The 26,647-nt window shown below is 55.7% G+C and carries 21 protein-coding genes and 1 tRNA gene; 12 read left to right on the top strand and 10 right to left on the bottom strand.

Annotation, left to right across the window (positions count from 1 at the left end; all coding sequences use genetic code 11):
- Nucleotides 1-17: 17 nt before the first annotated feature.
- From ABSH60_RS09085 to atzF, 3 genes are read right to left on the bottom strand one after another with little or no spacing between them, the layout of a single operon-like run.
- The gene (locus tag ABSH60_RS09085) at nt 18-743 is read right to left on the bottom strand and encodes an FCD domain-containing protein (protein ID WP_390973645.1); all 726 of its coding nucleotides are present in this window, start codon (nt 741-743) and stop codon (nt 18-20) included.
- Between the two features lie 27 nt (nt 744-770).
- A complete protein-coding gene (uca, locus tag ABSH60_RS09080) occupies nt 771-4,403 on the bottom strand; it encodes an urea carboxylase (RefSeq protein WP_390973644.1) in 3,633 nt (1,210 codons plus the stop codon).
- A 10-nt stretch (nt 4,404-4,413) separates the two neighbouring features.
- Nucleotides 4,414-6,261, bottom strand: a complete 1,848-nt coding sequence (gene atzF, locus ABSH60_RS09075) for an allophanate hydrolase (RefSeq protein WP_390973642.1) — start codon at nt 6,259-6,261, stop codon at nt 4,414-4,416.
- 362 nt (nt 6,262-6,623) lie between these two features.
- On the opposite strand from atzF, the gene ABSH60_RS09070 reads away from it, so the two are divergent.
- The 5 genes from ABSH60_RS09070 (at nt 6,624) to ABSH60_RS09050 (ending at nt 11,330) form a co-directional block, all read left to right on the top strand.
- A complete protein-coding gene (locus tag ABSH60_RS09070; protein ID WP_390973640.1) occupies nt 6,624-8,069 on the top strand; it encodes an alpha/beta fold hydrolase in 1,446 nt (481 codons plus the stop codon).
- Between the two features lie 93 nt (nt 8,070-8,162).
- Nucleotides 8,163-8,618: a MarR family winged helix-turn-helix transcriptional regulator gene (locus ABSH60_RS09065; RefSeq protein WP_056775757.1), complete on the top strand. Its 456-nt coding sequence runs from the start codon at nt 8,163-8,165 to the stop codon at nt 8,616-8,618.
- A 189-nt stretch (nt 8,619-8,807) separates the two neighbouring features.
- Nucleotides 8,808-9,230, top strand: a complete 423-nt coding sequence (locus ABSH60_RS09060) for an organic hydroperoxide resistance protein (protein ID WP_056775755.1) — start codon at nt 8,808-8,810, stop codon at nt 9,228-9,230.
- A gap of 243 nt (nt 9,231-9,473) precedes the next feature.
- A complete protein-coding gene (eptB, locus tag ABSH60_RS09055; protein ID WP_122097197.1) occupies nt 9,474-11,153 on the top strand; it encodes a kdo(2)-lipid A phosphoethanolamine 7''-transferase in 1,680 nt (559 codons plus the stop codon).
- 100 nt (nt 11,154-11,253) lie between these two features.
- Nucleotides 11,254-11,330, top strand: a tRNA-Pro gene (locus tag ABSH60_RS09050).
- Nucleotides 11,331-11,418: 88 nt separating this feature from the next.
- Here the strand turns inward: ABSH60_RS09050 and ABSH60_RS09045 are convergent.
- Nucleotides 11,419-11,898: a type II toxin-antitoxin system YhaV family toxin gene (locus tag ABSH60_RS09045; RefSeq protein WP_122097198.1), complete on the bottom strand. Its 480-nt coding sequence runs from the start codon at nt 11,896-11,898 to the stop codon at nt 11,419-11,421.
- A 6-nt stretch (nt 11,899-11,904) separates the two neighbouring features.
- Nucleotides 11,905-12,249, bottom strand: a complete 345-nt coding sequence (locus tag ABSH60_RS09040; RefSeq protein ID WP_183849859.1) for a type II toxin-antitoxin system PrlF family antitoxin — start codon at nt 12,247-12,249, stop codon at nt 11,905-11,907.
- Between the two features lie 879 nt (nt 12,250-13,128).
- Between ABSH60_RS09040 and dppA the strand changes: the two genes are divergently transcribed.
- From dppA to ABSH60_RS09005, 7 genes are all read left to right on the top strand, one after another.
- A complete protein-coding gene (gene dppA, locus ABSH60_RS09035; protein WP_122097200.1) occupies nt 13,129-14,736 on the top strand; it encodes a dipeptide ABC transporter periplasmic-binding protein DppA in 1,608 nt (535 codons plus the stop codon).
- Nucleotides 14,737-14,883: 147 nt separating this feature from the next.
- Nucleotides 14,884-15,903 (top strand): dipeptide ABC transporter permease DppB, encoded by a 1,020-nt coding sequence (gene dppB / locus ABSH60_RS09030; RefSeq protein WP_056775743.1) that lies wholly within the window; start codon nt 14,884-14,886, stop codon nt 15,901-15,903.
- 10 nt (nt 15,904-15,913) lie between these two features.
- On the top strand, nt 15,914-16,828 hold the full coding sequence (gene dppC / locus ABSH60_RS09025; protein ID WP_056775740.1) for a dipeptide ABC transporter permease DppC: 915 nt from the start codon (nt 15,914-15,916) through the stop codon (nt 16,826-16,828).
- A gap of 10 nt (nt 16,829-16,838) precedes the next feature.
- Nucleotides 16,839-17,858 (top strand): dipeptide ABC transporter ATP-binding protein, encoded by a 1,020-nt coding sequence (dppD, locus tag ABSH60_RS09020; RefSeq protein ID WP_122097201.1) that lies wholly within the window; start codon nt 16,839-16,841, stop codon nt 17,856-17,858.
- Nucleotides 17,855-18,868: a dipeptide ABC transporter ATP-binding subunit DppF gene (dppF, locus tag ABSH60_RS09015; protein WP_056775737.1), complete on the top strand. Its 1,014-nt coding sequence runs from the start codon at nt 17,855-17,857 to the stop codon at nt 18,866-18,868. Before dppD ends, dppF begins: the two co-directional genes overlap by 4 nt.
- 129 nt (nt 18,869-18,997) lie before the next feature.
- The gene (locus tag ABSH60_RS09010) at nt 18,998-19,390 is read left to right on the top strand and encodes a polymorphic toxin type 44 domain-containing protein (protein WP_238485180.1); all 393 of its coding nucleotides are present in this window, start codon (nt 18,998-19,000) and stop codon (nt 19,388-19,390) included.
- On the top strand, nt 19,368-19,802 hold the full coding sequence (locus ABSH60_RS09005; protein ID WP_390973635.1) for a hypothetical protein: 435 nt from the start codon (nt 19,368-19,370) through the stop codon (nt 19,800-19,802). Before ABSH60_RS09010 ends, ABSH60_RS09005 begins: the two co-directional genes overlap by 23 nt.
- 58 nt (nt 19,803-19,860) lie before the next feature.
- On the opposite strand, the gene ABSH60_RS09000 is transcribed toward ABSH60_RS09005, so the two are convergent.
- The 5 genes from ABSH60_RS09000 to ABSH60_RS08980 form a co-directional block, all read right to left on the bottom strand.
- Nucleotides 19,861-20,469 (bottom strand): mobile mystery protein B, encoded by a 609-nt coding sequence (locus ABSH60_RS09000; RefSeq protein ID WP_390973633.1) that lies wholly within the window; start codon nt 20,467-20,469, stop codon nt 19,861-19,863.
- Nucleotides 20,469-20,933, bottom strand: a complete 465-nt coding sequence (locus ABSH60_RS08995; RefSeq protein ID WP_390973631.1) for a mobile mystery protein A — start codon at nt 20,931-20,933, stop codon at nt 20,469-20,471. Before ABSH60_RS08995 ends, ABSH60_RS09000 begins: the two co-directional genes overlap by 1 nt.
- Nucleotides 20,934-21,123: 190 nt before the next feature.
- A complete protein-coding gene (locus ABSH60_RS08990; RefSeq protein ID WP_056775728.1) occupies nt 21,124-22,137 on the bottom strand; it encodes a glycosyl hydrolase family 8 in 1,014 nt (337 codons plus the stop codon).
- A gap of 9 nt (nt 22,138-22,146) precedes the next feature.
- The gene (gene bcsD / locus ABSH60_RS08985) at nt 22,147-22,626 is read right to left on the bottom strand and encodes a cellulose biosynthesis protein BcsD (protein WP_390973629.1); all 480 of its coding nucleotides are present in this window, start codon (nt 22,624-22,626) and stop codon (nt 22,147-22,149) included.
- A gap of 17 nt (nt 22,627-22,643) precedes the next feature.
- Nucleotides 22,644-26,600 (bottom strand): cellulose synthase subunit BcsC-related outer membrane protein, encoded by a 3,957-nt coding sequence (locus tag ABSH60_RS08980; protein WP_390973627.1) that lies wholly within the window; start codon nt 26,598-26,600, stop codon nt 22,644-22,646.
- Nucleotides 26,601-26,647: the final 47 nt, after the last annotated feature.

The following is a 26,647-nucleotide window of genomic DNA, read 5'->3' as shown; positions in this document are numbered from 1 at the left end:
AAAAATGTTTAAAAAAGTCATGACGGAAGATTTCCGTTATTCTCCGCCCGGGCCTGATGCAGCATGTGCAGGGTAATTTTGCGCACCTCGGCTTTACTGACGGCAATATGGTCGTGTAGTTGGCGTTGTGCCTCCTCAGTTCGTTGCCCGATGATGGCGAGCAAAATGCTCGCGTGTTCCTGATAAGTGGCGTTGATCCGCTCATCTTTGGTGAAATCCAGCCGCCGGATGATGCGGATTTTCTCGGTCAGTTCGCGGTGAATACGCGCCATTTCGGCGTTACCGGCCGCGGCCACCAGCGTCATGTGAAACTCTTCGTCAAAGCGCGAGACTGCCTGCCCGTCTTGCAGCCGTGGCTTGTCTATCCAAAAATCTTTCAGCTCCGCCAGTTGCAGGGGCTGAGACGCCGGCGGACAGGCGCACAGGCGTTTGACCGCCTCCAGTTCCAGCACAATGCGCAGGTCGTAAAGCTGTTCGAAGAAGTCGAAATCGAAAGGCCGCACCTGCCATCCGCTGCGGAAAAACACTTCGACATAGCCTTCGCGTTCGAGCCAGAACAGCGCCTGACGCACCGGCGTGCGGCTGACTTCCATGCGGTCGGCGATGTCGTTTTCGCTGAACCGATCGCCCGGCAGCAGGCGGAAGCTGAAAATGTCGGTTTTCAGCTGCTGATAAATACGTTCTGCCAGCCCTTCCGGGCGGTTATTTTTACTGCGTGCCGATTTGGCGTCAGTCAGTTGCATAAAGAGTCCCTTGTGGGTTCAACCCGCTTAAACCGCTAAATCCAGCCACAGCAGCGCATCACCTGGCCCGACCGGACGGCCCTGCTGGCAACTGATTTTCAGAACGGTGCCGGCGCACGGCGCGTTCACCGAGAGTTCCATTTTCATGGCTTCGACGACGATCAGCGGCTGGCCTTCTTCGACCTGCTGACCCGGCTCGACCAGAATTTTCCAGATATTGCCGTTCAGATCGGCGCTGACGAGATGCCCGTCCTGATCCGCATCGTCTTCCACTAACTGCACGGCGTTGGCGGCGGCTTCCACCGCGGCGCTTTCGGCTTCGTGCCAGTGCGCGACTTCACGGGTAAAGGCTTCGGCCTGTTTCGCGCGGAATTCAGCAATATCGGCGGCGTTGTCAGCAAGGAACTGGGTGTATTGCGCAAAGTCGAATTCGGTTTCTTCGATACGAACTTGTGCGCGGCCTTCGCGGAACGCCTCGCGCTGAATGTCCAGTTCGGCTTCGGTGACCTCATAAAACCGCACCTGATCGAAGAAGTGCAGCAGCCACGGCTCGCCGTTTTTGAATTGCTCGTTTTTCAGGAATTTGTTCCAGATAGGCAGCGTGCGGCCCACCAGCTGATAGCCGCCCGGTGAATCCATGCCATAAATGCACATGTACATGCCGCCGATGCCGACCGTGCCTTCGGCGGTAAACGTACGCGCCGGGTTGTATTTGGAACTGAGCAGGCGGTGGCGCGGATCGACCGGCACCGCGCACGGCGCGCCGAGATACACATCGCCCAGCCCGAGGATCAGATAGCTGGCGTCGAAAATGATGTTTTTCACATCGTCGCGGCTTGCCAGCCCGTTGGTGCGCTGGATGAAATCGACGTTATTCGGCAGCCACGGCGCGTCGGCGCGCACGGTCTGCTGATAGCGTTCGACCGCGCCGAGCGTGGCGGAATCTTCAAAGGCCATCGGCATGTGCACGATGCGGGTGGGGATTTTGAGCTGGCTGACATCGGCCAGACTGTTTTCCAGCATCAGTAAATGTTGCAGCAGCGCCGTCTGATGCAGCACGCCGCTGTCGTAGCGGATTTGCAGCGAACGCACGCCCGGCGATAACTCCTCAATGCCTTCCTGACCGGCGGCTTTAATGGCGTTCATCAGCAGGTAAATGCGCATCCGCACCGCCAGATCCAGCACGTTATCGCCGTACTCAATCAGCACGTAGCCGTCGCCAGCCTGGCGGTATTCCACCGACGGACGATCGGCTGTCGCCGCAAGCGCAGCAAGAATAGTGGCGGAGGCGGTGGTATCGGGCAGCAGCGACGGCACCGGCAGCGCCATGGCGTTGATCGGCATCAGCGAATCGAGCGTGCCTTGCTGCGCCAGTTCCAGCGCCTGCGCCTGTTCAAAACTGATCGGATGGAAACGGATTTTGTCGCCGGGTTTTACCTGGCCGACTTTCCACAATTCGGCTTTGGCGATGGTCACCGGACAGACGAAACCGCCGAGGCTTGGCCCGTCGCGGGTCAGAATGACCGGGAAATCGCCGGTGAAGTTAATTGCGCCGATGGCGTATTCACAGTCATGCACGTTCGACGGATGCAACCCGGCTTCGCCGCCGTCCTGCCGTGCCCATTGCGGTTTCGGGCCAACCAGCCGCACACCGAGACGGTTGGAGTTGTAATGCACCTGCCATTCGGCGGCGAAGAAGGTGTCGATAGATTCTTTGGTGAAGAAATCCGGTGCGCCGTGCGGCCCGTAAAGCACGCCGATATTCCAGATATCGCCGTAAGGCGGCACGATGTTTTCGGCTGCCGCCTGCGGTAAACCCACCGGCGCAGGCGTGGTGCAGGCCGCGAGTTCCGGCTGCGAAACGGTCAGCATATCAGCGACACGCAGCGTACGGCCCGCGTGACCACCAAACTGCCCGAGCGCAAAGGTCGAGCGGCTGCCGAGATACACCGGCACGTCTAAACCGTTACGCACGGCGAGATAGGTGCGGCAACCCTGCGTGGCGCGGCCCAGCGTCAGCGTCTGACCGGCTTTGACATCGACCGGCTGCCAGTAAGAAACCGGCTCGCCATCGATGGTGGCCGGGCAACGCGCGCCGGTCAGGGCGATAATGGCGTCGCAATGAAAACGCAGCGTGGGTCCCTGTAACGTGAATTCCAGACCGGCGGCATCCAGATGATTACCGACAATGCGGTTGGCGAGACGAAAGGCAAAATCGTCCATCGGGCCGGACGGCGGCACGCCGATATCCCAGTAACCGAGACGTCCCGGATAATCCTGCACGCTGCTGTAGGTGCCGGGCGCGATCACTTCGATGGCGTTGGGTGCATAAGCAAAACTGTCGAGCATGCGCGTCCACATGTCGCCGTCGCGGAACACCGGCGTGGCGACCACCTGACGCAGATAATCAATGTTGGTGGCGATGCCGTGCAGGCGCGTGGCGGCCAGCGCGGCCGACATTTTTGCCAGTGCGTCCTGACGGTCGGTGCCGTGAACAATCAGTTTGGCGATCATCGGGTCGTAAAATGCCGACACGTCGCTGCCGGTAGACACCCAGCCATCGACGCGCACGTCTTCGGGGAAAAATACTTCGGTCAGCACGCCGGGGCTTGGCTGGAAATTCTTCAGCGGATCTTCGGCGTAAATGCGCACTTCCATCGACGCGCCCTGCGGGGCTTTTTCCATCGCAGGCCAGTCCAGCGGCTCGTCTGCGGCGACTTTCAGCATGCAGTCGATGAGATCCAGACCGGTGACCATTTCGGTGACCGGATGCTCCACCTGCAAACGGGTGTTTACTTCGAGAAAATAAAATTCGTCGCGCGCGGCGTCATAAATAAATTCCACGGTTCCGGCGCTGCGGTAATTCACCGATTCGCCCAGCTCCACGGCAGCGCGATGTAACGCTTCGCGGCTGGCCTGCGGCAAGTTCGGCGCAGGCGTTTCTTCCACCACTTTCTGATTACGGCGCTGCAATGAACAGTCGCGCTCGCCGAGTGCCACCACGCGGCCTTTGCCGTCGCCAAAAATCTGTACTTCGACGTGACGGGCGCGGTCGACAAAGCGCTCCAGAAACACCCCGGCGTCGCGGAAAAACTGCTCGCCGAGACGCTTCACGCTGTCCCACGCAGCGCGCAGGGCGTCTTCGTCATCACAGCGTGTCAGGCCAATGCCTCCGCCGCCTGCGGTGCTTTTCAGCATCACCGGATAACCGATGTCTGCGGCCGCTTTCACGGCATCTTCCAGGCTTGCGAGCAAACCGGTGCCCGGCGTCATCGGCACATTTGCGGCACCGGCTAATTCACGGGCGCGGTGCTTGAGGCCAAACTCGCGGATTTGCCCGGCGGTCGGCCCGATAAACGCGATGCCCGCCGCTTCGCAGGCATCGGCAAATTCCGCGCTTTCGGATAAAAAGCCGTATCCCGGATAAATCGCCTGCGCGCCGGTTTCTGTCGCGGCGGCCAGAATTTTGTCGATCATCAGGTAGCTTTCGCTGGCCTTTTCGCCGCCCAGCGCGATGGCGATATCCGCCTGCGTGACGTGCGGTGCATTGCGGTCGGCATCGGAATACACGGCCACGCTGGTGACGCCCAGACGTTTCAGCGTGCGGATCGCGCGGCAGGCGATTTCGCCACGGTTAGCAATTAACACGGTAGTAAACATGTGTGCGCCCTCAGCTTTTGACCGGTGAATTCAGGCTCTGGATATAACTTCTCCAGCCGCCAAAATGAGTGATGTCTGTGGCTTCGCTAATCGCCCACGGCTCACAGATAAAGCCTTTCACGGTGCGGCCATCGGCCAGTTCGAGCGAACCGATACCCAGCGGTGCCGGGATTTCAGCGACGAATTCCCCGAAGCGCGCCAGCGGGATATCCCAGAGTTCGACGATAATCGCGCTGCCCGATCCGGCGCGTACCAGCCCCGGTTTTGGCGGCGTGGTATTCGCGAGGGCGTAAAGTTTGTAGGTCGCGGCGGTTGTGGTTTGCTCGACGCGCACCGCGTTCCGGCTGGTGAGCTGGACATTGAGCGGCATGCCGGTCAGGTGCGCGCCAACCACGGCGACGCGCACGCTGGCAGCACTGACCGGCGCGGAGATCATGAATTCTTCAGGCTTCATCGCCAGCCCGGTTGCGCCCAGCGGCAGGCTCAGGCTGCGCTGCCACTGACGGCCAAAGCTGGCTAACGCATCATCGTGCCAGGCCGGGGCGACCAGCGTGATCCCGGCGGGCAGGCCGTCGGCGCGCAGGCTGGACGGCAGCGCAAGAGCAGACAAATCCGCCAGATTGGTGAAGTTGGTGTAAATGCCGAACTGCGAGTTGTAGAGCACCGGCTCCTGCGCCATTTCTGCCTGGGTGCGGATGGTCGGTGAGGTCGGCACCACCAGCGCATCAAACCCTTCCAGCGCCAGATTGATTTTGCGCGACAACTCTGCGCGTAAATATTCGGCACGCCAGGCATCGCAGGCGCTGTAGTTCAGACCACTGGCGACGATGCCGCGCACCACCGGATCCATCGCCTCCGGGTTTTCTTCGAAAATCTGACCGACCGCAACCGTACGTTCCGCCACCCATGCGCCGTAATACAGCTGCTCCGCAAGTTCACGGAACGGCGTGAAATCCACCGGGACCAGCGTGACGCCGCTGCTGCTCAGGCGTTCCAGTGCCTGATCGAATTCAAATTCGGCCAGCGCATCACCGAAGAATTCCAGGCTGTCCGGCACCGCAAAGCGTGGATGAGCCGAAATTGCCACCGGCGCAGTGCGCGGATTGCGGCGCGAATAGGCATCCGTGGCGTCGTATCCGCCTGCGGCATGGGCGACGGTTTGCGCGTCGGCAACGGTCAGCGCAAAAATTGACACCGAGTCATTCAGGCGACAGGCAGGCACCACGCCGGTATTCGACAGCCAGCCTTTGGTCGGTTTCAGCCCGACGATATTGTTGAATCCGGCAGGGACACGGCCCGAGCCGGCGGTGTCGGTTCCGAGGGAAAAGGCTACCAGGCCGCGTGCCAGAACGGAGGCCGACCCGGAACTGGAGCCGCCGCTGACATAGTCGGGGTTGAAGGTGTTGCGCACGGCACCAAACGGCGAGCGGGTTCCCACCAGACCGGTGGCAAACTGGTCGAGATTGGTTTTGCCGATGACGATCGCGCCTTTGGCTTTCAGGTTCGCGACCACGGTGGCATCGGCTTCGGCAGTGTAAGTGAACGCGGGGCAGGCGGCGCTGGTCGGCCAGCCGGCAATATCAATATTGTCTTTGACGGCGAAGGGGACGCCAAACAGCGGCAGGTCTTTTAGCGAGCCATCGGCCTTCTGGCGCAGGCTTTCCAGATGCGCAATCTGATCTTCAAGCTGGTTGGCGCTGGCGCGATAAAGCCAGGCGTTATCGGCGGGGCTCAGGCTACCCAACACCAACGACAGCGTGGTGCGCAGGCTGCCCGGCGCAGTGCGATAATGCTGTTGCCAGTCCCGCAGGGTAAAACCGCGATAAGGTGAGCTTGTAGAATGTGAGGCGTCGGTCATAAGTTGAATTCCATCTGGTACACAAGATTGAATTCACTTAAGCAAGGCCTGTGCCAAATCATTATTTGTTGATTTTAAATGATTTATTATTTATCGCGTGAAAGCGTTGTACGTTTGTTGCACCACGCACGCAAGGCAACTGAGCGAAAATGGGGCGAAAATTTGCGCGATATCCCGCAGGAAAAAGATAAACGTGGCCCGATAAAGGTTCCGGTATACAGTTGTATGAACTGATGATTTATTATTCTTTGCAGAAAAGCGGGCGGATTCATGTCCAGAAAACGATCCATCATTGCGCAGTAATGTGCCTGGCAGAGGCTGGTGCATACCTCGCAACATTAGCCAGAGGAAACCCCTAATTAATGCAACTTCGTCGTCTCTATGTACGCCTGAAAAAGCTGCTGCTGGCGCTGATTCTGGTGATTATTACGCTTCTGGCTGTGCGCACTTATGACGCCTTGCAGGGGCCGCCGCTTGAGCCGTGGCACAAACTGGTGCCGGACGAACTGAGTGCGGAACAGTTGGATAAGAGTGACTGGGCGGCGTATTTACGCGCGGAACAGCAGGCATTTCTTGAAGTGAAGCAGGAAGTGACGGACAAGCTGGACGCCGAAGAACGTATTCCGCTTAACCGCTATTACGACCGCAGCCCGATTTACCCTGAGCATTTTGCACAGGACTGGAACCGGTCTTATGAGCTGATGCCTGACGGCAAACCGGTGGGCGCGGTGGTGTTATTGCACGGCCTGACCGATTCCCCTTACAGCCTGCGTCATATAGCGCAGGATTATCGCCGTCGCGGATTCGTGGCCGTCGGTATTCGCCTGCCGGGCCACGGAACGGTGCCCGGTGGCCTGACGCGGGTGGACTGGGAGCAGTGGATGGCGGCAACGCGGCTGGCGGTGCGCGAGGCGCACCGTGTCGCCGGGCCGGATGTGCCGCTGCAACTGGTGGGCTTTTCAAACGGCGGCGCGCTGGCGATGAAATATACGCTGGATTCCCTTGATGACTCCGCGCTGGTGCGGCCTTCCCGCGTGGTGCTGATTTCCCCGATGATCGGCGTGACGAGCTTCGCGCGCTTTGCCGGATATGCAGGCTGGCCTGCGATTTTCCCGGCCTTTGCCAAAACCGCCTGGCTGAACCTGATGCCGGAATTCAATCCGTTTAAATACAACTCGTTTCCGGTCAAAGCTGCCCGCCAGTCTTATCTGCTGACCCATGTGTTGCAGCAGCAAATCACCCGGGATGCGCAATCCGGCAAGCTGGCGCAGTTACCGCCGGTGCTGGCATTCCAGTCGGTGGTTGATTCCACCGTCAGTAGCCGGGCAGTCGTGACGGCGCTGTTTAATCAACTGCCTGCGAACGGCAGCCAGCTGGTGCTGTTTGATATTAACCGCAGCGCGTACGTCGGTCCGCTGCTGCGGGTGGCGTCAGAGACGGCGGTAGGGCGTTTACTTCCGCCTGCGCCACGGCGTTACCAGACCACGGTGATCACCAATGCGGCGCCCGATCAGGCCGCGACGGTCGCGCAGATCACGGCGGCAGGTCAGACTGCCGTGGTGACGACGCCGCTGGGGCTGGATTATCCCGCGGAATTTTTCTCGCTTTCGCACGTTGCGCTGCCGTTCCCGCCAGATGATTCGCTGTATGGCCGTACTCCTCAGGGGCCGGCACAGTTTGGCATCCGGCTGGGTACGCTGGCGGCCCGCGGTGAAAACGGCGCGCTGGTGGTCAGTATGGATCAACTGATGCGCGTATCGTCGAATCCGTTTTATCCTTATCTGTTGCACAGAGTGAACGGATTCTGATTGCCGGGCGCCTGCACTGATGGCGTCAGCGGATATTTCCCCCAGAAAGCGATTGCGATTATATCGCGCGCTATATAGATTGGCGGCATGAACATGAAAACAGACAACGATTCCACGCCCAACCGCATGCATCTGGATCAACAGATGTGTTTCGCACTGTATTCCGCGAATCTTGCGTTGCATAAGGTTTACCGCAAATGGCTCAGCCAGCTGGAGCTGACGTATCCGCAGTATCTGGTGATGCTGGTTCTCTGGCAGCGCGACGAAGTGACCGTCTCTGAGATCGGCGACAAGCTGTTTCTGGATTCGGCGACGCTGACGCCACTGCTCAAACGCCTTGAAACCGCCGGTTTACTGCTGCGCCGTCGGGCGAAAGCCGATGAGCGCCAGGTCATCATCACCCTGACCGAGGCGGGCAGGCAGTTGCGCGAGAAAGCTCAGGGCATTCCTGAAGCGATTTTGTGTGCGACCGAGTGCGAGCTCAGTGAAATGATGACGCTCAAACAGCAGCTCGAATCTTTGCGCGAGAATCTGAAAGACAAATCCTGAACGGCGGGAAAGGTGTTGCCCGCCGCTTTCGGTGATTGATGGTACCTATTGCAGCAAGCAGATAAATCCGACGTGCGCTTTCGAATTTGTCTGCTAGTATCTAATACATAGCGCACGATTAAATCGTGTATAAATTTCTGATTACATCACTCTTGTCATTCAGTCATCTGACCCGAAAAGGAACGAAATATGTCTATCGAAAAAGTTGTGTATCGTGCTCATGCATCTGCAACCGGTGGCCGTGATGGCCGCGCTGTTTCTGACGACGGCGTGCTGGATATCAAACTGGGTGTACCAAAGGAAATGGGCGGCATGGGCGGCGGTACCAACCCTGAGCAGCTGTTTGCTGCCGGTTACTCAGCCTGCTTCCTCGGTGCACTGAAAGCCGTGGCTGCACAGGAAAAAATTAAGATCCCTGCTGACGCGAAAATTGAAGGCGCGGTGGGTATCGGGGCAATCCCGGGCGGTTACGGTATCGAAGTTCAGCTTGATATCACTCTGCCGGGCTTTGAACGCAGCGACGCAGAAGCGCTGGTGGCCAAAGCACATCAGGTTTGTCCGTACTCCAATGCCACCCGTGGCAACATCGATGTAACCTTGAATATTAAGTAATTTTTAGAGAAGTACCGCCTTCACCAGGGCGTTTTAATGCACTATCCGGGAGGCTTCGGCCTCCCTTTTCCTGTCTGAAATTCCCGCCACGATCTTCTCATCTCCTCTGCAGGGCGCTTGCGCTCAGGCATTTGGCCGGTATGTATATAAACGTAATCTCAGCATAATCTGTGAACTCGCCGGGCATAAACATGTCACAATGATTCAGAATCTTTCAAAAAACTTCCCGGAAAACCACATTACATGAATAGAGTGAAGACTCTATCGCAGCAAAATATTTCATTATTGTTAGCGATTTATATTGGCATTTTCCTGAATGTCTCCGTGTTTCAGCGCCGCTTTGCCGCCTTAATTAATCACTTCACTTCCATTGAACTGATGCAGGCTGTCACTGAAGTCTGCGCCATCGTGCTGTTTACCTTCTTCGTACTGCGCCTGGTGTCACTGGGTGGACGGCTGTTTTTCCGCATCGTCGCCAGCCTGCTGGTGCTGATTTCCGTCGCCGCCAGCTATTACATGGTGATGTTCAATGTGGTGATCGGCTACGGCATCGTGGTGTCGGTGATGACCACTGACATTGACCTCAGCAAAGAGATCATTGGCCTGCATTTGTTTGTCTGGATGGCGCTGGTCAGTGCGATCCCGCTGTTCCTGATCTGGAAAAACAACCTGCGGCTGACGCTGATTGAGCAGATTAAAACACCGGGGCAGCGCGCGTTGCCGCTGATGGTTCTGCTGGCAACGGCATTGCTGGTCTGGCTGCCGCTGCGTTATCTCGATCACGAACAAAGTGTGAACGAGAAGAAAACCAACGTCGATTTGCCGAGCTATGGCGGCGTTGTCGCCCACTCTTATTTACCGTCTAACTGGCTGGCCGCGCTGGGTTTATATGCTTATACCCAGGTGGATGAAGGTCAGGATGCCAGCCATTTCCTTGATCCGGCGAAAGAGTTTACCTACGTGCCACCGGCAGATATCGACGATACCTATGTGGTATTTATCATCGGTGAAACCACGCGCTGGGATCATATGGGTATTCTGGGCTACGAGCGCGACACCACGCCGCGCCTGTCGAAAGAGAAGAATCTGGTGGCGTTCCGCGGGACGTCGTGCGACACGGCGACCAAGCTCTCTCTGCGCTGTATGTTCGTGAGGGAAGGCGGTACGGAAGATAATCCTCAGCGCACCCTGAAAGAGCAGAACATTTTTGCAGTGATGAAATCATTAGGTTTCACCTCTGAGCTGTTCGCGATGCAAAGCGAGTTGTGGTTCTACAACAACGCCAACACCAACAATTTCTCCTTCCGTGAAATCATTGCCTCTGAAAAGCGTAATGACGGTAAGCCGGTGGACGATATGTTGCTGGTGAATGAATTACAGGAGTCGTTGAAAAATCATCCGAAAGGCAAACATCTGGTGATCCTGCATACCAAAGGTTCGCATTATCTCTACTCTCAGCGTTATCCGCGCAGCTACGCACGTTATACGCCGGAGTGTAAGAGCAACACCTGTACCAAAGATGAGCTGATAAATGCCTTCGATAACAGCGTGTTGTACACCGACACCTTTATCGACAACGTGATAGATCAGCTGCGTGATAAGAAAGCGCTGGTGTTTTACGCGTCCGATCACGGCGAATCCATTGATGAAAACTCACATCTGCATGGAACACCCCGCGAGATGGCGCCGCCGGAGCAGTTCCGCGTGCCGATGATGGTGTGGGCATCCGACAGTTTCCTCGAGCAGCCGGATCATAAAGAGGCGTTCGAGCAGCTCCAGGCGCAGCAACGCGTCGGGGCGAAGAAGCGTCATGTTGAGTTGTTCGATTCAATTTTGGGCTGCCTGGGTTATACCTCACCGGACGGTGGCATCAATCCGGCGAACAACTGGTGTGCAAAACCTCAGACGGATCAGAAGTTATAGGTTAATTTGGCGGCGTATCGGATGATTTCTGGGCAGTCGGTGAATATGCATTAAAAAGCCGTTGACGCTCTGAAACCGTCGCAGTAAGATGCGCCCCACTCGGCGAGTAGCGCAGCTTGGTAGCGCAACTGGTTTGGGACCAGTGGGTCGGAGGTTCGAATCCTCTCTCGCCGACCATATCCCAGTCTGATGATGCATTCAGTCATCAGATAACGAAAAGCCCGCAGCCTTCTGGTTGCGGGCTTTTTGTTTTGTACGATACCCCTCAGGTTGTTTCTTCCTTCAGGTTTTCCTTTTTTGCTGCTTCATACAACGCCACCCAGCTGTCAGGCGGCTCACCGCTTTTGAGCATTTTGCGAAATACCCGGTAAGCGTCTGTTTTACTCTCATAGGCTCGCAGTTCTTTATCATCATTAACCCATGCGTAAATGATGATCCGGCTTTTAAAGTTGTAGCGAAAAAAAAGACGGTATTGCTGAAAGAATTTTGCCCTGAACCAGTGAGTAAACTCCCCGCCTAACGTATCTCCCTGTCGAAACTCCGCCCGGGCAGGGTCTTGCGGGATGACTTCAAACATCAACTTATTAATCGCCGCCAGTCTCTTGGTCGCATTCCTGTTTTTGTAACCCACAGGGTCTTTACGGCGCAGCTGTACGACCTGTTCGGTGAGTTTCTCTATCTGTTGCAGAATCAACGGGTGAGCGAGCAGCGTCCACCCATTACTCTCCATGGCCTGATTATGCATAGTCCTTTACTCATCATCGTCAGAAAGCGGGCTCTCAAGGTCAACGGCAACGCCAGTGGTCAGTACACTCATCTTTTCATGCACAGATAAGGTCACCGGTTGCATATTTTCCGGATGATTGAGCATATCCGTCGCCACGAAATCCAGAAAGGCATTGATGACAGGATCTTCCGGTTCTTCGAGTTGCCTCGAAATAACCACCTGTCCGTCCGGTAAGATCTTGTATTGAATGCGATCGTTCCCGCTAAGATTTAACGCCTTGCGTATGGCTGCGGGGATGGTGGTCTGAAAACGACGGGTCACTTTAGACTCGGCTTCGAGTTTGATTCCCCATGTGACTGAGGCAGGCATAGACGAGACTCCTTGTGATGCTTAATTGAGCGATTTCGGCAGGGTAATGCAAATGCATTGGTAATGCAAATGCCCCGAATGTACGTGATGGTTTATGCGTTACGTGCCGCAAATCTGCGTCAGTTTGCCTTTTTAACCTGCATTTTCGTTTTGCAAAATGCTGACCGGATACTGCATCTATCGCGCAAAGCAATAAACACGCCAGAATTCAAATTAGGGAAACATGATCGTTTCGATATATTTCAGCCCTTGCGCGCGCTTTCGTTGAAAAAATAAGCAGGAAGGGGGTGGCGGAGGCGATGCACCACCACGGCACATTTGCGCCATTTTGGGGTGTTTTGCCGGTGCCGCTGGCGGACGCTTTTTATGACAGCTTTGCGACAATCGCGGCTCTTCCCAGCATTTTCCGCTGGTTTCCACCCCTATCTCAAAAATAACCGTTCATATATTCATCATTTAGCGAGAAATTTTTAGGGATTTAATATGAGTGAAACACCCGTGAATATTCTTTTACAAAGTTGATTGTGTGGGTTTTGGGTTCAAAAACTGAACATTCATCCTGATTTGGTTAACAGAATGTTTTTTTATGTTTGTTTGCTGTTACTCACAGTCTGTGTAAATGCCTGATGGTTATATTGACGTCAGGGATAGGAGTTGCCAAATTGATAGCCCCAAGGAAGACCAGTGATTATTTCCGGTAAAGATCTGTAAAGCCCGCTTTACAGTTCGATGGAAAAAAATGGCAGTTCACCATGCTCTGGTTGGACTTATTGCAGCGCACAACCAACACAGTCACCCGCAAATAAAAATAAAGGGTGCCGTGAGCTGCAAAACACAACACACACATCCACATCACCATTCATCAATGGAGCAGAAGCGATGACAATCTCTTTAGGTAAGTCGGGGCTACTGAAATTCAGTATGGGCCTGATTGCGCTGACCGTTGCGGCAAGCGTGCAGGCAAAAACGTTAGTGTATTGTTCTGAAGGTTCACCTGAAGGCTTCAACCCTCAGCTGTTCACCTCAGGCACCACGTATGACGCCAGCTCCGTGCCTATCTACAACCGTTTGGTTGAGTTCAAGATCGGGACCACAGAAATTCAGTCCGGTCTGGCTGAAAAGTGGGACGTGTCGGCAGACGGCAAAACCTACACCTTCCACCTGCGCAAAGGCGTGAAATGGCAGGATAACAAGGAATTCAAACCGACCCGTGATTTCAACGCGGACGACGTTGTGTTCTCCTTCGAGCGTCAGCTGGACAAAAATAACGCTTACCACGGTGTGTCTGGCGGCAGCTACGAATACTTCGAAGGTATGGGCATGGGCGATCTGATCAACAAGATCGTGAAAGTGGACGACAACACCGTGCAGTTCGTACTGAACCGCCCTGAGTCTCCATTCCTGGCTGACCTGGCGATGGACTTCGCGTCAATCCTGTCTGCGGAATACGCTGACAACATGCTGAAAGCCAAAACCCCTGAGAAAGTCGATTTGGATCCGATCGGTACCGGTCCGTTCCAGCTTGTGCAATACCAGAAAGATTCACGCATCCTCTACAAAGCCTTCCCAGGCTACTGGGGCACCAAGCCGCAGATCGACCGTTTAGTCTTCTCCATCACGCCTGACGCTTCCGTGCGTTATGCAAAATTGCAGAAAAACGAATGCCAGGTAATGCCGTACCCGAACCCGGCTGACATCGCTGCCATGAAGAAAGATAAAACCATCAACCTGATGCAACAGCCAGGTCTGAACGTCGGTTATCTGTCCTTCAACGTTGAGAAAAAACCGTTAGATGAAGTGAAAGTGCGTCAGGCACTGACCATGGCTGTGAACAAAAAAGCCATCATCGATGCGGTTTATCAGGGTGCTGGCCAGCCGGCTAAAAACCTGATCCCACCAACAATGTGGGGCTACAACAAAGACGTGGTGGATTACGAATACAATCCTGAAAAAGCCAAAGAGCTGCTGAAAGAAGCAGGTCACGCAGACGGTTTCACTATCGATTTGTGGGCAATGCCGGTACAGCGTCCGTACAACCCGAACGCACGTCGTATGGCTGAAATGATCCAGGCTGACTGGGCGAAAGTGGGTGTGAAAGCCAACATCGTCACTTACGAGTGGGGCGAATACCTCAAGCGTGCAAAAGCGGGCGAACACCAGTCTGTGATGATGGGCTGGACCGGGGACAATGGGGATCCGGACAACTTCTTCGCCACGCTGTTCAGCTGCACCGCAGCTAAAGACGGTTCCAACTATTCCCGCTGGTGCTACAAGCCGTTTGAAGATTTGATCCAGCCAGCTCGTGCTGAATCCGATCATGCCAAACGTGCTGCGCTGTACCAGCAGGCTCAGGTTGTGATGCATGACCAGGCACCTGCGCTGATCATCGCTCACTCCACTGTGTACGAACCTGTTCGTAAAGAAGTCAAAGGCTATGTGGTTGATCCGCTTGGCAAGCATCACTTCGAAAACGTCTCAATGGAGTGATCGCCTGCTGAATAATAACCCGTGAGCTGCGTTATCTGGTGCTCGCGGGCCATTCAGTACAGCTTTGATTCTCAAGAAAGAAATGTGAGCCACAATAAGCCCGGCGAGCTACGGTTCTCCGGGCATTTTATACAGAGAGTACGGGATATGTTTCAGTTCATACTCCGACGTTTGGGGTTAGTTATCCCAACGTTTATCGGCATAACTTTGCTGACTTTTGCCTTCGTACACATGATACCAGGCGACCCGGTCACCATCATGGCAGGCGAGCGCGGTGTTTCCCCCGAGCGTCATGCCCAGTTAATGGCAGATATGGGGCTCGATAAGCCTCTTTATCAACAATACTTCCACTATGTGAACGGGGTGCTGCACGGCGACCTGGGCACGTCCTTAAAAAGTCGAACGCCTGTCTGGCAGGAGTTTGTACCGCGTTTCAAAGCGACGCTGGAGCTGGGCATTTGCGCGATGATTTTCGCGATCCTTGTCGGCATCCCGGTGGGTGTACTGGCAGCGGTAAAACGGGGATCGATATTCGACCACACGGCGGTGGGCATCTCACTGACCGGCTATTCGATGCCGATATTCTGGTGGGGGATCATGCTGGTGATGCTGGTTTCGGTACAGCTCAACCTCACGCCCGTATCGGGGCGAATAAGCGATACGGTCTTCCTTGATGACAGCATGCCGCTGACCGGCTTTATGTTGATCGACTCCCTCATCTGGGGCGAGCCGGGCGATTTTAAAGACGCCGTGATGCACATGATTTTGCCGGCGCTGGTGCTTGGCACCATTCCTCTGGCCGTTATCGTGCGTATGACCCGTTCTTCGATGCTGGAAGTGCTGGGTGAAGATTATATCCGTACCGCGCGCGCCAAAGGCGTCAGCCGTATGCGGGTGATTGTCGTCCACGCACTGCGCAATGCGCTTTTGCCGGTGGTGACCATCATTGGTTTGCAGGTCGGGACGCTGCTCGGCGGCGCTATCCTGACGGAAACCATCTTCTCCTGGCCGGGGCTGGGCCGGTGGCTGATCGACGCACTCCAGCGCCGCGACTATCCGGTCGTGCAGGGCGGGGTGTTGCTGGTCGCGACTTTGATCATCGTGGTTAACCTGCTGGTAGACGTGCTCTACGGCGTGGTCAACCCGCGTATTCGTCACAGAAAATAAGGGGCGCAAAATGTCTCAGGTTACAGAGCCCGTCGCGAATGAAATCGTGACGGCTGCGCCAGTGCCGATGCCGCCGTTGCGCGAATTCTGGCATTACTTCAAGCGTAATAAAGGGGCCGTTACCGGCCTGGCTTACATCATCATCATGCTGGTGATTGCGATCGGGGCGAATGTGATCGCGCCGCATCTGCCCGCTGAACAGTTCCGTGACGCGCTGCTGCGTCCGCCGGTCTGGATGGAAGGCGGCAGCTGGAAATTCCTGCTCGGCACCGATGACGTGGGTCGCGATATTCTGTCGCGTCTGATGTACGGCGCGCGCCTGTCGCTGCTGGTCGGTTGTCTGGTGGTGGTGCTTTCGCTGATCCTCGGCGTGATTTTCGGCCTGTTTGCCGGATATTACGGCGGTGTGATCGATGCGATCATCATGCGCGTGGTGGATATCATGCTGGCCCTGCCGAGCCTGCTGCTGGCGCTGGTGCTGGTGGCGATTTTCGGCCCGTCGATCGTTAACGCCTCGCTGGCGCTGACCTTCGTGGCATTGCCGCACTACGTGCGTTTAACCCGCGCGGCGGTGCTGGTGGAAGTTAACCGCGACTACGTGACCGCATCTCGCGTGGCGGGGGCCGGTGCGGCCCGCCAGATGTTCATCAACATTTTACCTAACTGCTTAGCGCCGCTGATTGTTCAGGCGTCGCTCGGTTTCTCCAACGCCATCCTCGACATGGCGGCTCTCGGCTTCCTCGGCATGGGCGCGCAACCGCCTACGCCGGAGTGGGGCACGATGCTGTCCGACGTCTTACAGTTTGCTCAAAGTGCCTGGTGGGTTGTGACCTTCCCCGGCGTGATCATCCTGCTGACGGTACTGGCATTTAACCTGATGGGTGACGGCCTGCGCGACGCCCTTGACCCTAAACTCAAGCAGTAGGGGACGAGAGATGGAAACCACATTGATTCAAGACGTACCGGTTGGCAAAACGCTGCTGACCGTCGATAAGCTTTCCGTACACTTTGGTGATGAAGGCACGCCGTTTCGCGCCGTAGACCGTATCAGCTACAGCGTAAAACAGGGCGAAGTGGTCGGGATTGTCGGTGAATCCGGCTCCGGTAAATCGGTGAGTTCACTGGCGCTGATGGGCCTTATCGACTTCCCCGGCAAAGTGATGGCTGAGAAGCTGGAGTTTGGTGGCCGTGACCTGAAAAGCATGAGCGAAAAAGAGCGCCGCCAGATTGTCGGTGCCGAAGTCGCGATGATTTTCCAGGATCCGATGACCAGCCTCAACCCGTGTTACACCGTAGGTTTCCAGATCATGGAAGCCATCAAGGTGCATCAGGGTGGCAATAAAAAGACCCGTCGTCAGCGCACCATCGATTTGCTGAACCTGGTCGGTATTCCTGACCCGGCTTCACGTCTCGACGTTTATCCGCATCAGCTTTCCGGCGGCATGAGCCAGCGCGTGATGATCGCGATGGCGATCGCCTGCCGTCCAAAACTGCTGATTGCCGATGAGCCGACGACCGCGCTCGACGTCACCATTCAGGCGCAAATCATCGAACTGCTGCTTGAGCTGCAACAGCAAGAGAACATGGCACTGATGCTGATCACCCATGACCTTGCGCTGGTGGCGGAAGCCGCACAACACATCATCGTGATGTATGCCGGTCAGGTAGTGGAATCGGCAAAAGCCACGGAGATTTTCCGTGCGCCGCGCCATCCGTACACCCAGGCGCTGCTGCGCTCGCTGCCGGAGTTCGCGGCAGATAAGGCGCGTTTGCAGTCACTGCCGGGCGTGGTGCCGGGCAAATATGACCGTCCTGACGGCTGCCTGCTCAATCCACGTTGTCCGTATGCCACCGATCTTTGCCGCAAAGAAGAACCGGCGCTGCGTGACCTCGCGAACGGGCGTCAGTCGAAGTGCCATTATCCGCTGGATGATGCCGGGAGACCTACTTTATGAGTCCTGATAACACCGCATCGCAGCCGTTGTTGCATGCGATTGACCTGAAAAAGCATTACCCGGTGAAGAAAGGGATGTTCGCCCCGGAACGCACGGTAAAAGCGCTCGACGGCGTGTCGTTTACGCTTGAACGCGGCAAAACGCTGGCCGTGGTGGGCGAATCCGGCTGTGGTAAATCCACGCTGGGCCGTTTGCTGACCATGATTGAAGTGCCGACCGGCGGTGAACTCTATTATCGCGGGCAGGATTTGCTTAAGCCTGATGCCACGGCGGAAAAGCTGCGCCGTCAGAAGATCCAAATCGTGTTCCAGAATCCTTACGGATCGCTGAACCCGCGTAAGAAAGTCGGCCAGATCCTCGAAGAACCTCTGCTGATCAACACCAGGCTGAGCAGCGCCGAACGCCGTGAAAAAGCACTGGCGATGATGGCGAAAGTCGGTCTGAAAAATGAGCATTACGACCGCTATCCGCATATGTTCTCCGGCGGTCAGCGTCAGCGTATTGCTATCGCCCGGGGTCTGATGCTGGATCCGGACGTGGTGATCGCCGACGAACCGGTCTCTGCGCTCGACGTTTCCGTGCGTGCGCAGGTGCTGAACCTGATGATGGATTTGCAGCAGGATTTGGGGCTGTCGTACGTGTTCATCTCACACGATTTGTCGGTGGTAGAACATATCGCTGACGAAGTGATGGTGATGTACCTTGGCCGCTGCGTGGAGAAGGGGCCGAAAGACGCCATCTTCAGCAATCCGCGCCATCCGTACACCCAGGCACTGCTTTCCGCGACGCCACGTCTGAACCCGGACGAACGCCGCGAACGCATCAAACTGACCGGCGAGCTGCCAAGCCCGCTGAATCCGCCAGCCGGTTGCGCGTTCAACGCCCGCTGCCGCCGCGCCTTCGGCACCTGCAAACAGTTCCAGCCACAGCTGAAACAGTACGGCGATCAGCTTGTCGCCTGTTTTGCAGTGGATCAGGATGAAAATGGCACTACGCAGACTGTCGCGTAAATCTGGCTGAAGCGTTGAAATCCAAAATGAATAAGCCCGCGAAAGCGGGCTTTTTTGTGGGCGATTTTCAGACACGTTGGCTGATGGGCTATTGATATGATGCTTTCACCCTACAATAACAGGACGTTTATGATGGCATCCGTTCCCCTATCCGGACCCGGTTCTCTGGTTATTCAAAATAATATGAGAGAATCAAGGCAGCATGGAACATCGAGAAACATGGCGACAGCAAGTACATATTATTGGTTTTATCAGAAAGTGAGGAACCACGGCCCCTGGGATTATAAAGCGTATGATCCTTACTGGGCGGCCTTCGGGAATTTTAACTTCGGTGCTGCAGGAACAGCAGCAGGTATACCGGCAAATACACTCCTTATGGGCGCAGGGTTTGCGCAAGGACGCGCAGGAACATCGAAACCTGAGTGGGGAAAATGGACTCAAAAGCCGCCATATGGCGATGACCCGACAGATCAGCGCAACATACAAGAAGGGATCGATTATGCCATTCAGAATGGCTATTAAATGGCTACATAGTGTTGTAACCCTTACCCTGTTACTTCTGGTCATTGGTTTCTGGTGGCTTAGTCATAGCGAAGATGATCCCGCCGGAGATAAATTGCTCCGCACCCAAAAAATCAATGACCATATGTGGTTGTACATGACTGAAAGCCAAAGTGGTGGCGCAACGGTTCCATTCCATTACAGATATTATCTGGCGGGGGAACTGAAGGGTAACAATAGTGACGTTGTTAAGTCGCTGGCGGAAGGTTTTCCGTTTATCTCAGGAAGTGGAACCATTGTTGATATCAGCACCGGTGCGAATAACCGGGTGAATGTTACCTATAGCGGAAACGTTTTGTCGTTAAGCAATGCTGCGAGCTATATCTATAACAGCCACAGCTATACGGCTAATTTTAGCTATCAAATTAATTAAACTGCGATTCATCAAACAGGCCAGTCAGCATTCCCTGACTGGCCTGTTTGATGTAAACCTAGCCAGCAGCAAACCTGATGAGCCGGGTATAATCGCCGCGGTCAGCTTCTCTCAGAGCCACAATATATTCAGCACGATGTTCGTCAGGTGAGACGAGTTCGCCGCCTGAGCTTCCCCATGAAAAATACCCACTCCCGAGGGCACGACGCAGTATGTCGCAATAAATTCGGGAATGCCTTCCATTTCCATTGGGAAAAGGGTGGATCCATACAATGTCTCTGTGAAGTCTCAGACAGATTTCATCGCGCGGATAAGTGTCGTTTTCAATCCAGTACGCTGCATTATCCAGGGTATCCCTGACACGCATTGAGATCATATAAGGCGGTGTATTCCCGATGTTGACCTCTCTGCGTCTAAGTTGCCCTGCCCATTCCCATGTTTTATCAAACATGTTTCGGTGTAGCTGAAGACAGAAATCCACCGTTAAGATCTGCTGGCAACTCAGCTTCTGACGGCTGAGGCGCGCTAATGCATTCTGAATGTTTGTTTTTTCAAATTGATTCAGGTCTTCCCGGGTAACGATATAATCGGGAAGTAAACCGGCCAGATCATCAGGGCTAAGTTCCGTCGCCCCTTCGGGTAGGCCATCATTGATGGTTTCGCTCATTATTCATCCCAGAAATCCCGAGGCCATTTTTGTAAGAGCTCGCTTTTAAGCTTGTCTTGTGTCGATTTTTGAAAAGCTGATGATGTGGGTTGCTGTTCCAGCGACATATGAATTTCAGTGTACTGAGTCAGGTATTTCGCTTTTTTTTCTGCCTGGTGTTCCCGCAGATTTTCGAGTGTTTGTCCTTGTTTTGGCTGTAAAAAGTATACCAGTTCACAATTCAGACCTTCTGCGACTTTCTCCAGGGTATTAAGGGTCAAAGTACCGTCGATCTCTCCTTTTTCGATCAACGAAATACGCGACTGGCTTAGCCCGCACCTCTCACCCAAAGCGCGAGTGCTCATTCCCAGTGTGGATCTGAGCAACTGCAACCAGCCTTTTTTGGGGCGTTTTACATTTCGCTCTGGCTTCATACTTTTTAAAAGATTATCTATCTGTTTGATTTTTAACTCTTTATCCCACATAAAGAAACCTTCTGATTGTATATTTACAATGAAATTATTGTATTTCAATATTAAATATACAATCAAACAAGATAAAATCAATTGTATATATGCAATTGATTTACGTTTTTTCTATTGCCTATATACAATAAATTTCAACAAAAAAGGCCAGTCAGCATTCCCTGACTGGCCTTTTTGATGTAAACCGCACTTACCCTTTTTGACTCGCCCACCAGCTCAGCAGTTGCAGCGTTGAGGAGTAGTAATCGTCTTTCGGGGCCAGGTTCGGGCTGATCGCACCGGCATTGGCCATGGTGAAGTCGCGGATAGCCAGTAATCCCGGTGACATGTTGTAGCCCGCTTTGGTGCCGGTCATGACGTCAATCCAGGCCGGGGTCGCGGTGCGTGGCGATTTTTGCCACCACAGAATGAACGGGGCCAGCTGTGGGCTGCCCGGATGTGCCCAGCCGAGGTACAGCGGGATACGTATTGCGTCGTAACTGAAGCGGGTCGGCCAGCGGCTGGCGGGTTTCATGCTGCCATCGGCTTGCATATCAACCCAGTCAGTCGGCAGACGGAATTCACCGAAGGCCATTTTGCTGAGCATCGCGGTGCCGCTTTCATCCAGATCTTTCCATACCTTCAGGTGGCTGTGAGCGTAAAACGCTTTCCACGCCGGGAAGATGAAGTAGGACGCGTTGACGGTGACGTTGCTGGTTTGATTAAACCCGGTCACGCCCGGCAACATCACTTTGTAACCGGCGTAATCAATCACGTTGTATTTGATAAGCGCCGACTGCAATTTCTCTGAAGCCTTGGTATAGCGCGAATCACTCCATTTATCGCCCGCCAGCAGCAACGCCCAGGCGATAAGCTGGTCACCGTCGGAGGCGTTATTTTTGTCGGCCACGTGGACGCTGTTATTCGGGTCATAGCGCCAGGAGTAAAGGCCGATGTCTTTGCGGTACAGCGTGTTGTTCGCCCATTGCCACAGTTTGTCGAAGGTCGCCTGATCGTCGTTAAAGACGGCCAGCAGCATGCTGAACCCCTGGCCTTCGGTGTGACTGACGTTTTTATTGGCGGTATCAATGATCCGGCCATCAGGCATCAGGAAACGACTTTTGAAGGCTGACCAGCCCTGATCCTGTGCCATTACTGCCGTGGTGAATAATGAGAAAACCAGACCGAACCACAGCACCAGGCCGTAGCGTCGAAATGCCAACATAAAAATTCCTTACAAACCATTTTGATAACGGAAGACGAATGCGCCTTCGGGTGTACTTTCCTGCCAGCGCAGCGGAACGTAAGGCTGCCCGCCTTGCGCCTGCAACCATTGTGCATACAGCCCTTCAAACAGCGAAATCAGCGCGATGCGCCACAGTTCGTCGTTCTCGCCCTGAGGCGAAACCGGCCAGGCGATGTGCACCAGCGTGAGCTGCTGCTGGGTAGCTTCAATTTTCACCACGCCCCAGTCAAAGCGGCTGAGAAGGTGATTAATGTTTTCTTCCAGTTCGCCGAGCGTGGAGGAAACCGGTAACGCATGCTGACGCGCCAGATTGCCGCCCATCAGCGTGAGAAACCGGCGGCCATCCTCGTCGTCGGCGGAGGCCAGAATACCTGAAAATAGCACCTGCACCAGACTTTGCCAGCCCGGTGTGGTGTGACGCTGGCGGTAATAATCCTGCGCGACCTGAGTATAGTTCTGTTCCTGCATGGTTTTATTCCACCGGTTTAATTTTGGCCCATCAGATAGCGGAAGTAGACCTGCGCTTTGCTCTCGTTGTAATCACCGAAAGTATCGTAGCCAACCTGTCCGCCAATCTGCATGTTCTTGTTCAGATGATAGTTGCCGCCCACGCCCGCATTCCAGCCGATACCATTTTCGGTTTTACCGGAATAGTACGCTTCGGTGCCGTAGCCCGCGGCCACCAGATCTTCCAGCTGTTTCTGCAAGTCCGGGTTGTTCGGGAAGTAGGCGCTCTTATCCTGAGAATAGGACTGATAACCCACAGAGCCGGACAATTTCAAATCCCAGTCGTCATACTTCTGAGTGTATTCCACCGGGAAGGAGACGCTGACGTAGTTCTGCGGGCTGAAGTAACCGCCCTGGCCGTAGCTGTAGTAGCTGAGGTTTTTGTCGAAATCCATGTAACCGACGTTGATGCCGGTTTTCAGCTCGCGATCATCGTAACGATACGGACGAACGTACAACCCGGCGTTGGCGTTAACCGACTGGTTGCTCTTCACGTTATTACCCAGATAGCTGTAATAACCGGCACCGGCATAGAAACCGGCGTCGCCGTCATCATAGGAAAGATTGACGCTGCCGCCGTTTTTGGTGACCTGGCCCCACTCTTTTCCGCTGTAGTTATCTTTGGTACCGACGTAAGACAGAATACTGTCGGTGATTGCGCGGCGTTCTGCGGTGACCGTCAGCGTGGTGAAGTCGGTCAGTTTTGGTGCCCATTGCACGCCACCGACCAGCGAGTTCAGATCCTGCCCGAGCGGCGTACTGCCCACATCGGCTTTATAGCTGTCACCGGTCAGCGCGGCGTTGACTTCTACACCGGTGGCTTTCTGATTACCGGCATCCGGGGCGGAATAGGTGGTCGGATCGGTACCCGTAATGGTGTTATAGGCCACGCACTGCGCCGAGGCCGCGTTGGTCGAACTACAGTTTGCGCTGGAATTGGTGGAAGCCGCCGCCTGCAGTTTGGCGAAAGTGCTGTAATCGGCGATGTTCAGACCTGCCGCTGTCGCCGCCGCTGCCACATCTTTTTGTGCAGACTGCGCCTGGGCCAGCGCCCCCTGACCAAATCGGGCATTGGCCGTACCGGCCGGGCTGCCTGCGCTGAGGGAAACCGGCGTAACGCCGATGCTCAGACGCGACGTATCGAACGGCACGAAGGCGAAAGTCATTGGCGCTTTGGCTTCGGTCAGCTGACTGAGGCCGCTTTCGCCGTCACGTCCACGGATCGACATCTCGCCCTGCGCCCAGGTCGCGGTTTTGCCCTGCAAATCGTCGAGCATGTCGTCGATCTGTTTTTCCGTTGCATTACGCTGCACCACGGCGGTTGGCGCAGCACCCGGTACCGGCACCGTGCTGTTAACCGAGGTCTGATCGGTTTGTTGCCACGGCAGTACCGTGCCATAAGTGGACTGGGTGGTGGAACGCGTGGTGCGCGTTGAACGGTTGATGAACGGATTGTCGGAAAGCTGCAATCCGGCGACCTGCGCCGAACCGTCTGCGCCTTCCAGACCGATCATCTTGCCCTTCGCGGAACGCAACAGCGCCATCGCCTGCTGGTGGTCGCCCTGCGCTTCGGCAACGCGGGCAGCCAGTAACAGGCGGTCCGGCGTGCGAGGGCCGGTCAGCCCATTCATCAGTTGCTGCGCGCGCGCCGTATCGCCTTCGCCCAGCGCGATATTGATCGCCCCCACACGGGCATCCTGATTCGGTGTGTCGTTGGTCATCAGGTAGTTGTAGACCTGACCGGCCTGTTTGTTGAGCTTGCCGGACTGATACAGGCGTGCCATTGCCAGCATCAGATCGCGGTTTTGCGGGTCGGCCTGCAGGGCGACGATAAGCTTGTCGTAAGCCGCGGCATACTGGCCCTGTTCACGCAGCTGATCGGCCTGAGTGATGACGAAACCGTTGCGCAGATTCGCCAGCGCGGTCGGTGAGGTGCCGGACTGAATCTCCGGATTTTGCAGGAAGGCCTGTGCTTCATTACTCAGCCCGGCCTGATTCAGCACCGTCACCTGATCGGCGTAATCCCCGGCGTTGCCTTTCACACCGTTGCGCATGTTCTGGCGCACCAGTTGTACCGCCAGCGGAAGCTGCCCGGTGGCGGCCAGATTTTTCGCCAGCGCACCGACGTCAGCCGGCGCGGAAGGCGGATTCTGCGCCAGTGCGCGTAAGGTGTTGGCGGCGGCTGCGCTGTTGCCCTGTTGCAGATAGTTCTCCGCCTCGGCCATTTGCGCATTGAAGTTGGCGCGCTGTGCCAGTTCACGCATCCCCTGATTCTGACTGCCACGCGGAATGCGCGAGAGCAGGGCGCTGGCGGTGGACCAGTTTTTGGTTTCGGAGGCAAATAAGGCGGCCGCGTAGAGATCGGCTGAAGACGCGCCAGGACGCGAAGACGGCGCCATGATGGATTGCGCCTGCGCGGTTTGCCCCTGCGATTGCAGGATGCGCGCCATATCCAGCTTCACCCAGACGTTTGACGGCTGACGTTCCTGCGCCTGCTGAAGTAAATTCAGTGCCCGTTGCGGATCGTTATTCGCCACGGCCTGCGCCGCCTGACGGCGTAACGGCTCGATGACATCCGCCACTTTCGGCGGATTCATTTTGTTCTGAATATCCGCAGGCAGCGTTTTCAATACTTCGCTGGCTTCGGCAGATTTGTTCTGCTGACGCAGCACGTAGAACAGCCCGGCGCGGGCATCGGCATTGTCGCCAAGCGCGCTGTATTGCTGCTCGGCACCGGCCAGATCGCCTTTACGGCGCAGAATGTCGGCGCGCAGCAAACCGGCTGACTGACCTTTCTCGCCTCCGACCTGGGTCAGCGGCGTGACCGCCGCCAGAGCGGCGTCGTAACTGCCGGAACCGGCTGCGTCTTTGGCTTTCGCCAGTTGGGCATAAAATGCCGAGTCCTGCGCCTGATTGCTCAGCTGTGCGCTGTTCGGCCCGCCCTGTGCGGCCGCTTTGCTAAGGTATTGCGAGGCAGCTTCGAAATCACCGCTGCGCTGCGCGATATACCCCAGACCGGCCAGCGCGTCGGCGTCGTTTGGATCGCCTGCCAGCACGCTTTCAAACTTGGCTTTGGCGTCGGTGACGTTGCCGCTGTTGAGCGCAGTAAAGCCCTGACCTTTGGCTGCGCCGCCGATATTTTTCTGGAAGTAGGCCATCACGCCGGTGTCATTGGGGTGACGCGCCTGATAGCCCTGATACAGGTCGCGATCGCTTTCCTGCGGCGCCATCCACAGCAATGCCTGACGCAGTGACCGGTCAGCATCGCTGTTACTGCCCGCCAGCGTGCTCAGCAGTTTGATGCCATCGCGGCGCGACGATTCCTGATAAGTCAGCACTTTACCCAGCGCCAGACGCGCCTGAGTATCGTCCGGGCGTGAGGCCACGCGCTGCTGTAATCCCTGAATCGCCTGCGGCTGGAGCGACTTATCGCCCGCCATGGTCAGGTAATATTCGGTCGCCAGACTGTCGAGCGGCTGATTGCCGTTGAAGATGGTGCGGTAGGCCGAGAGCGAACCGCTGACGTTGCCCTGCGCGGCCATCTGGCGGGCAGAGGCGAGCTGCGCCGGAGGAATCGACTGCATGGCTTTGGCGCTGTTGAGCGAGGCCAGACGCGGATCGTCAGGTGAGGCAGCCGAGAGTTTTTCGCGCCATTGGTTCGCCGCTGTTTTGTCACCGCTCTGCATGGAATACAGCGACATTAGGTACAGCGCCTGTGCGTTGTTCGGCTCGACCAGCAGCACTTTCTGCAAGGCGTCTTTTGCCAGATCGTCATGGGCGCGTTCGTGCCAGTAAGCGGCCTGATCAAACAGCGCTTTCATGGCCGGATTGGTGGTGTCCGCCGCCAATGTGGCGGCGCTGAAACTTACGGCTCCGGCGATCCCTACCAGATAAATAGCCCTGATCACCGCCAGGGACAGTTTATGTTTTTTCATTTTCCAGCTCCGGTAATCGCCAGGTTATAGCCGGGAGTAACGGCCAC

It is taken from the genome of Rahnella sp. R3(2024) (assembly GCF_042920125.1).
In the GTDB taxonomy this organism is placed as follows: domain Bacteria; phylum Pseudomonadota; class Gammaproteobacteria; order Enterobacterales; family Enterobacteriaceae; genus Rahnella; species Rahnella rivi.
The sequence above is the reverse complement of the archived record's forward strand: the minus strand, read 5'-3'. Positions and strand labels throughout refer to the sequence as shown.

Coding starts and splice junctions, on each gene's coding strand:
- ABSH60_RS09085 (WP_390973645.1), bottom strand. CDS start 743: ATGCAACTGACTGACGCCAAATCGGCACGCAGTAAAAATAACCGCCCG.
- uca (WP_390973644.1), bottom strand. CDS start 4,403: ATGTTTACTACCGTGTTAATTGCTAACCGTGGCGAAATCGCCTGCCGC.
- atzF (WP_390973642.1), bottom strand. CDS start 6,261: ATGACCGACGCCTCACATTCTACAAGCTCACCTTATCGCGGTTTTACC.
- ABSH60_RS09070 (WP_390973640.1), top strand. CDS start 6,624: ATGCAACTTCGTCGTCTCTATGTACGCCTGAAAAAGCTGCTGCTGGCG.
- ABSH60_RS09065 (WP_056775757.1), top strand. CDS start 8,163: ATGAAAACAGACAACGATTCCACGCCCAACCGCATGCATCTGGATCAA.
- ABSH60_RS09060 (WP_056775755.1), top strand. CDS start 8,808: ATGTCTATCGAAAAAGTTGTGTATCGTGCTCATGCATCTGCAACCGGT.
- eptB (WP_122097197.1), top strand. CDS start 9,474: ATGAATAGAGTGAAGACTCTATCGCAGCAAAATATTTCATTATTGTTA.
- ABSH60_RS09045 (WP_122097198.1), bottom strand. CDS start 11,898: ATGCATAATCAGGCCATGGAGAGTAATGGGTGGACGCTGCTCGCTCAC.
- ABSH60_RS09040 (WP_183849859.1), bottom strand. CDS start 12,249: ATGCCTGCCTCAGTCACATGGGGAATCAAACTCGAAGCCGAGTCTAAA.
- dppA (WP_122097200.1), top strand. CDS start 13,129: ATGACAATCTCTTTAGGTAAGTCGGGGCTACTGAAATTCAGTATGGGC.
- dppB (WP_056775743.1), top strand. CDS start 14,884: ATGTTTCAGTTCATACTCCGACGTTTGGGGTTAGTTATCCCAACGTTT.
- dppC (WP_056775740.1), top strand. CDS start 15,914: ATGTCTCAGGTTACAGAGCCCGTCGCGAATGAAATCGTGACGGCTGCG.
- dppD (WP_122097201.1), top strand. CDS start 16,839: ATGGAAACCACATTGATTCAAGACGTACCGGTTGGCAAAACGCTGCTG.
- dppF (WP_056775737.1), top strand. CDS start 17,855: ATGAGTCCTGATAACACCGCATCGCAGCCGTTGTTGCATGCGATTGAC.
- ABSH60_RS09010 (WP_238485180.1), top strand. CDS start 18,998: ATGATGGCATCCGTTCCCCTATCCGGACCCGGTTCTCTGGTTATTCAA.
- ABSH60_RS09005 (WP_390973635.1), top strand. CDS start 19,368: ATGCCATTCAGAATGGCTATTAAATGGCTACATAGTGTTGTAACCCTT.
- ABSH60_RS09000 (WP_390973633.1), bottom strand. CDS start 20,469: ATGAGCGAAACCATCAATGATGGCCTACCCGAAGGGGCGACGGAACTT.
- ABSH60_RS08995 (WP_390973631.1), bottom strand. CDS start 20,933: ATGTGGGATAAAGAGTTAAAAATCAAACAGATAGATAATCTTTTAAAA.
- ABSH60_RS08990 (WP_056775728.1), bottom strand. CDS start 22,137: ATGTTGGCATTTCGACGCTACGGCCTGGTGCTGTGGTTCGGTCTGGTT.
- bcsD (WP_390973629.1), bottom strand. CDS start 22,626: ATGCAGGAACAGAACTATACTCAGGTCGCGCAGGATTATTACCGCCAG.
- ABSH60_RS08980 (WP_390973627.1), bottom strand. CDS start 26,600: ATGAAAAAACATAAACTGTCCCTGGCGGTGATCAGGGCTATTTATCTG.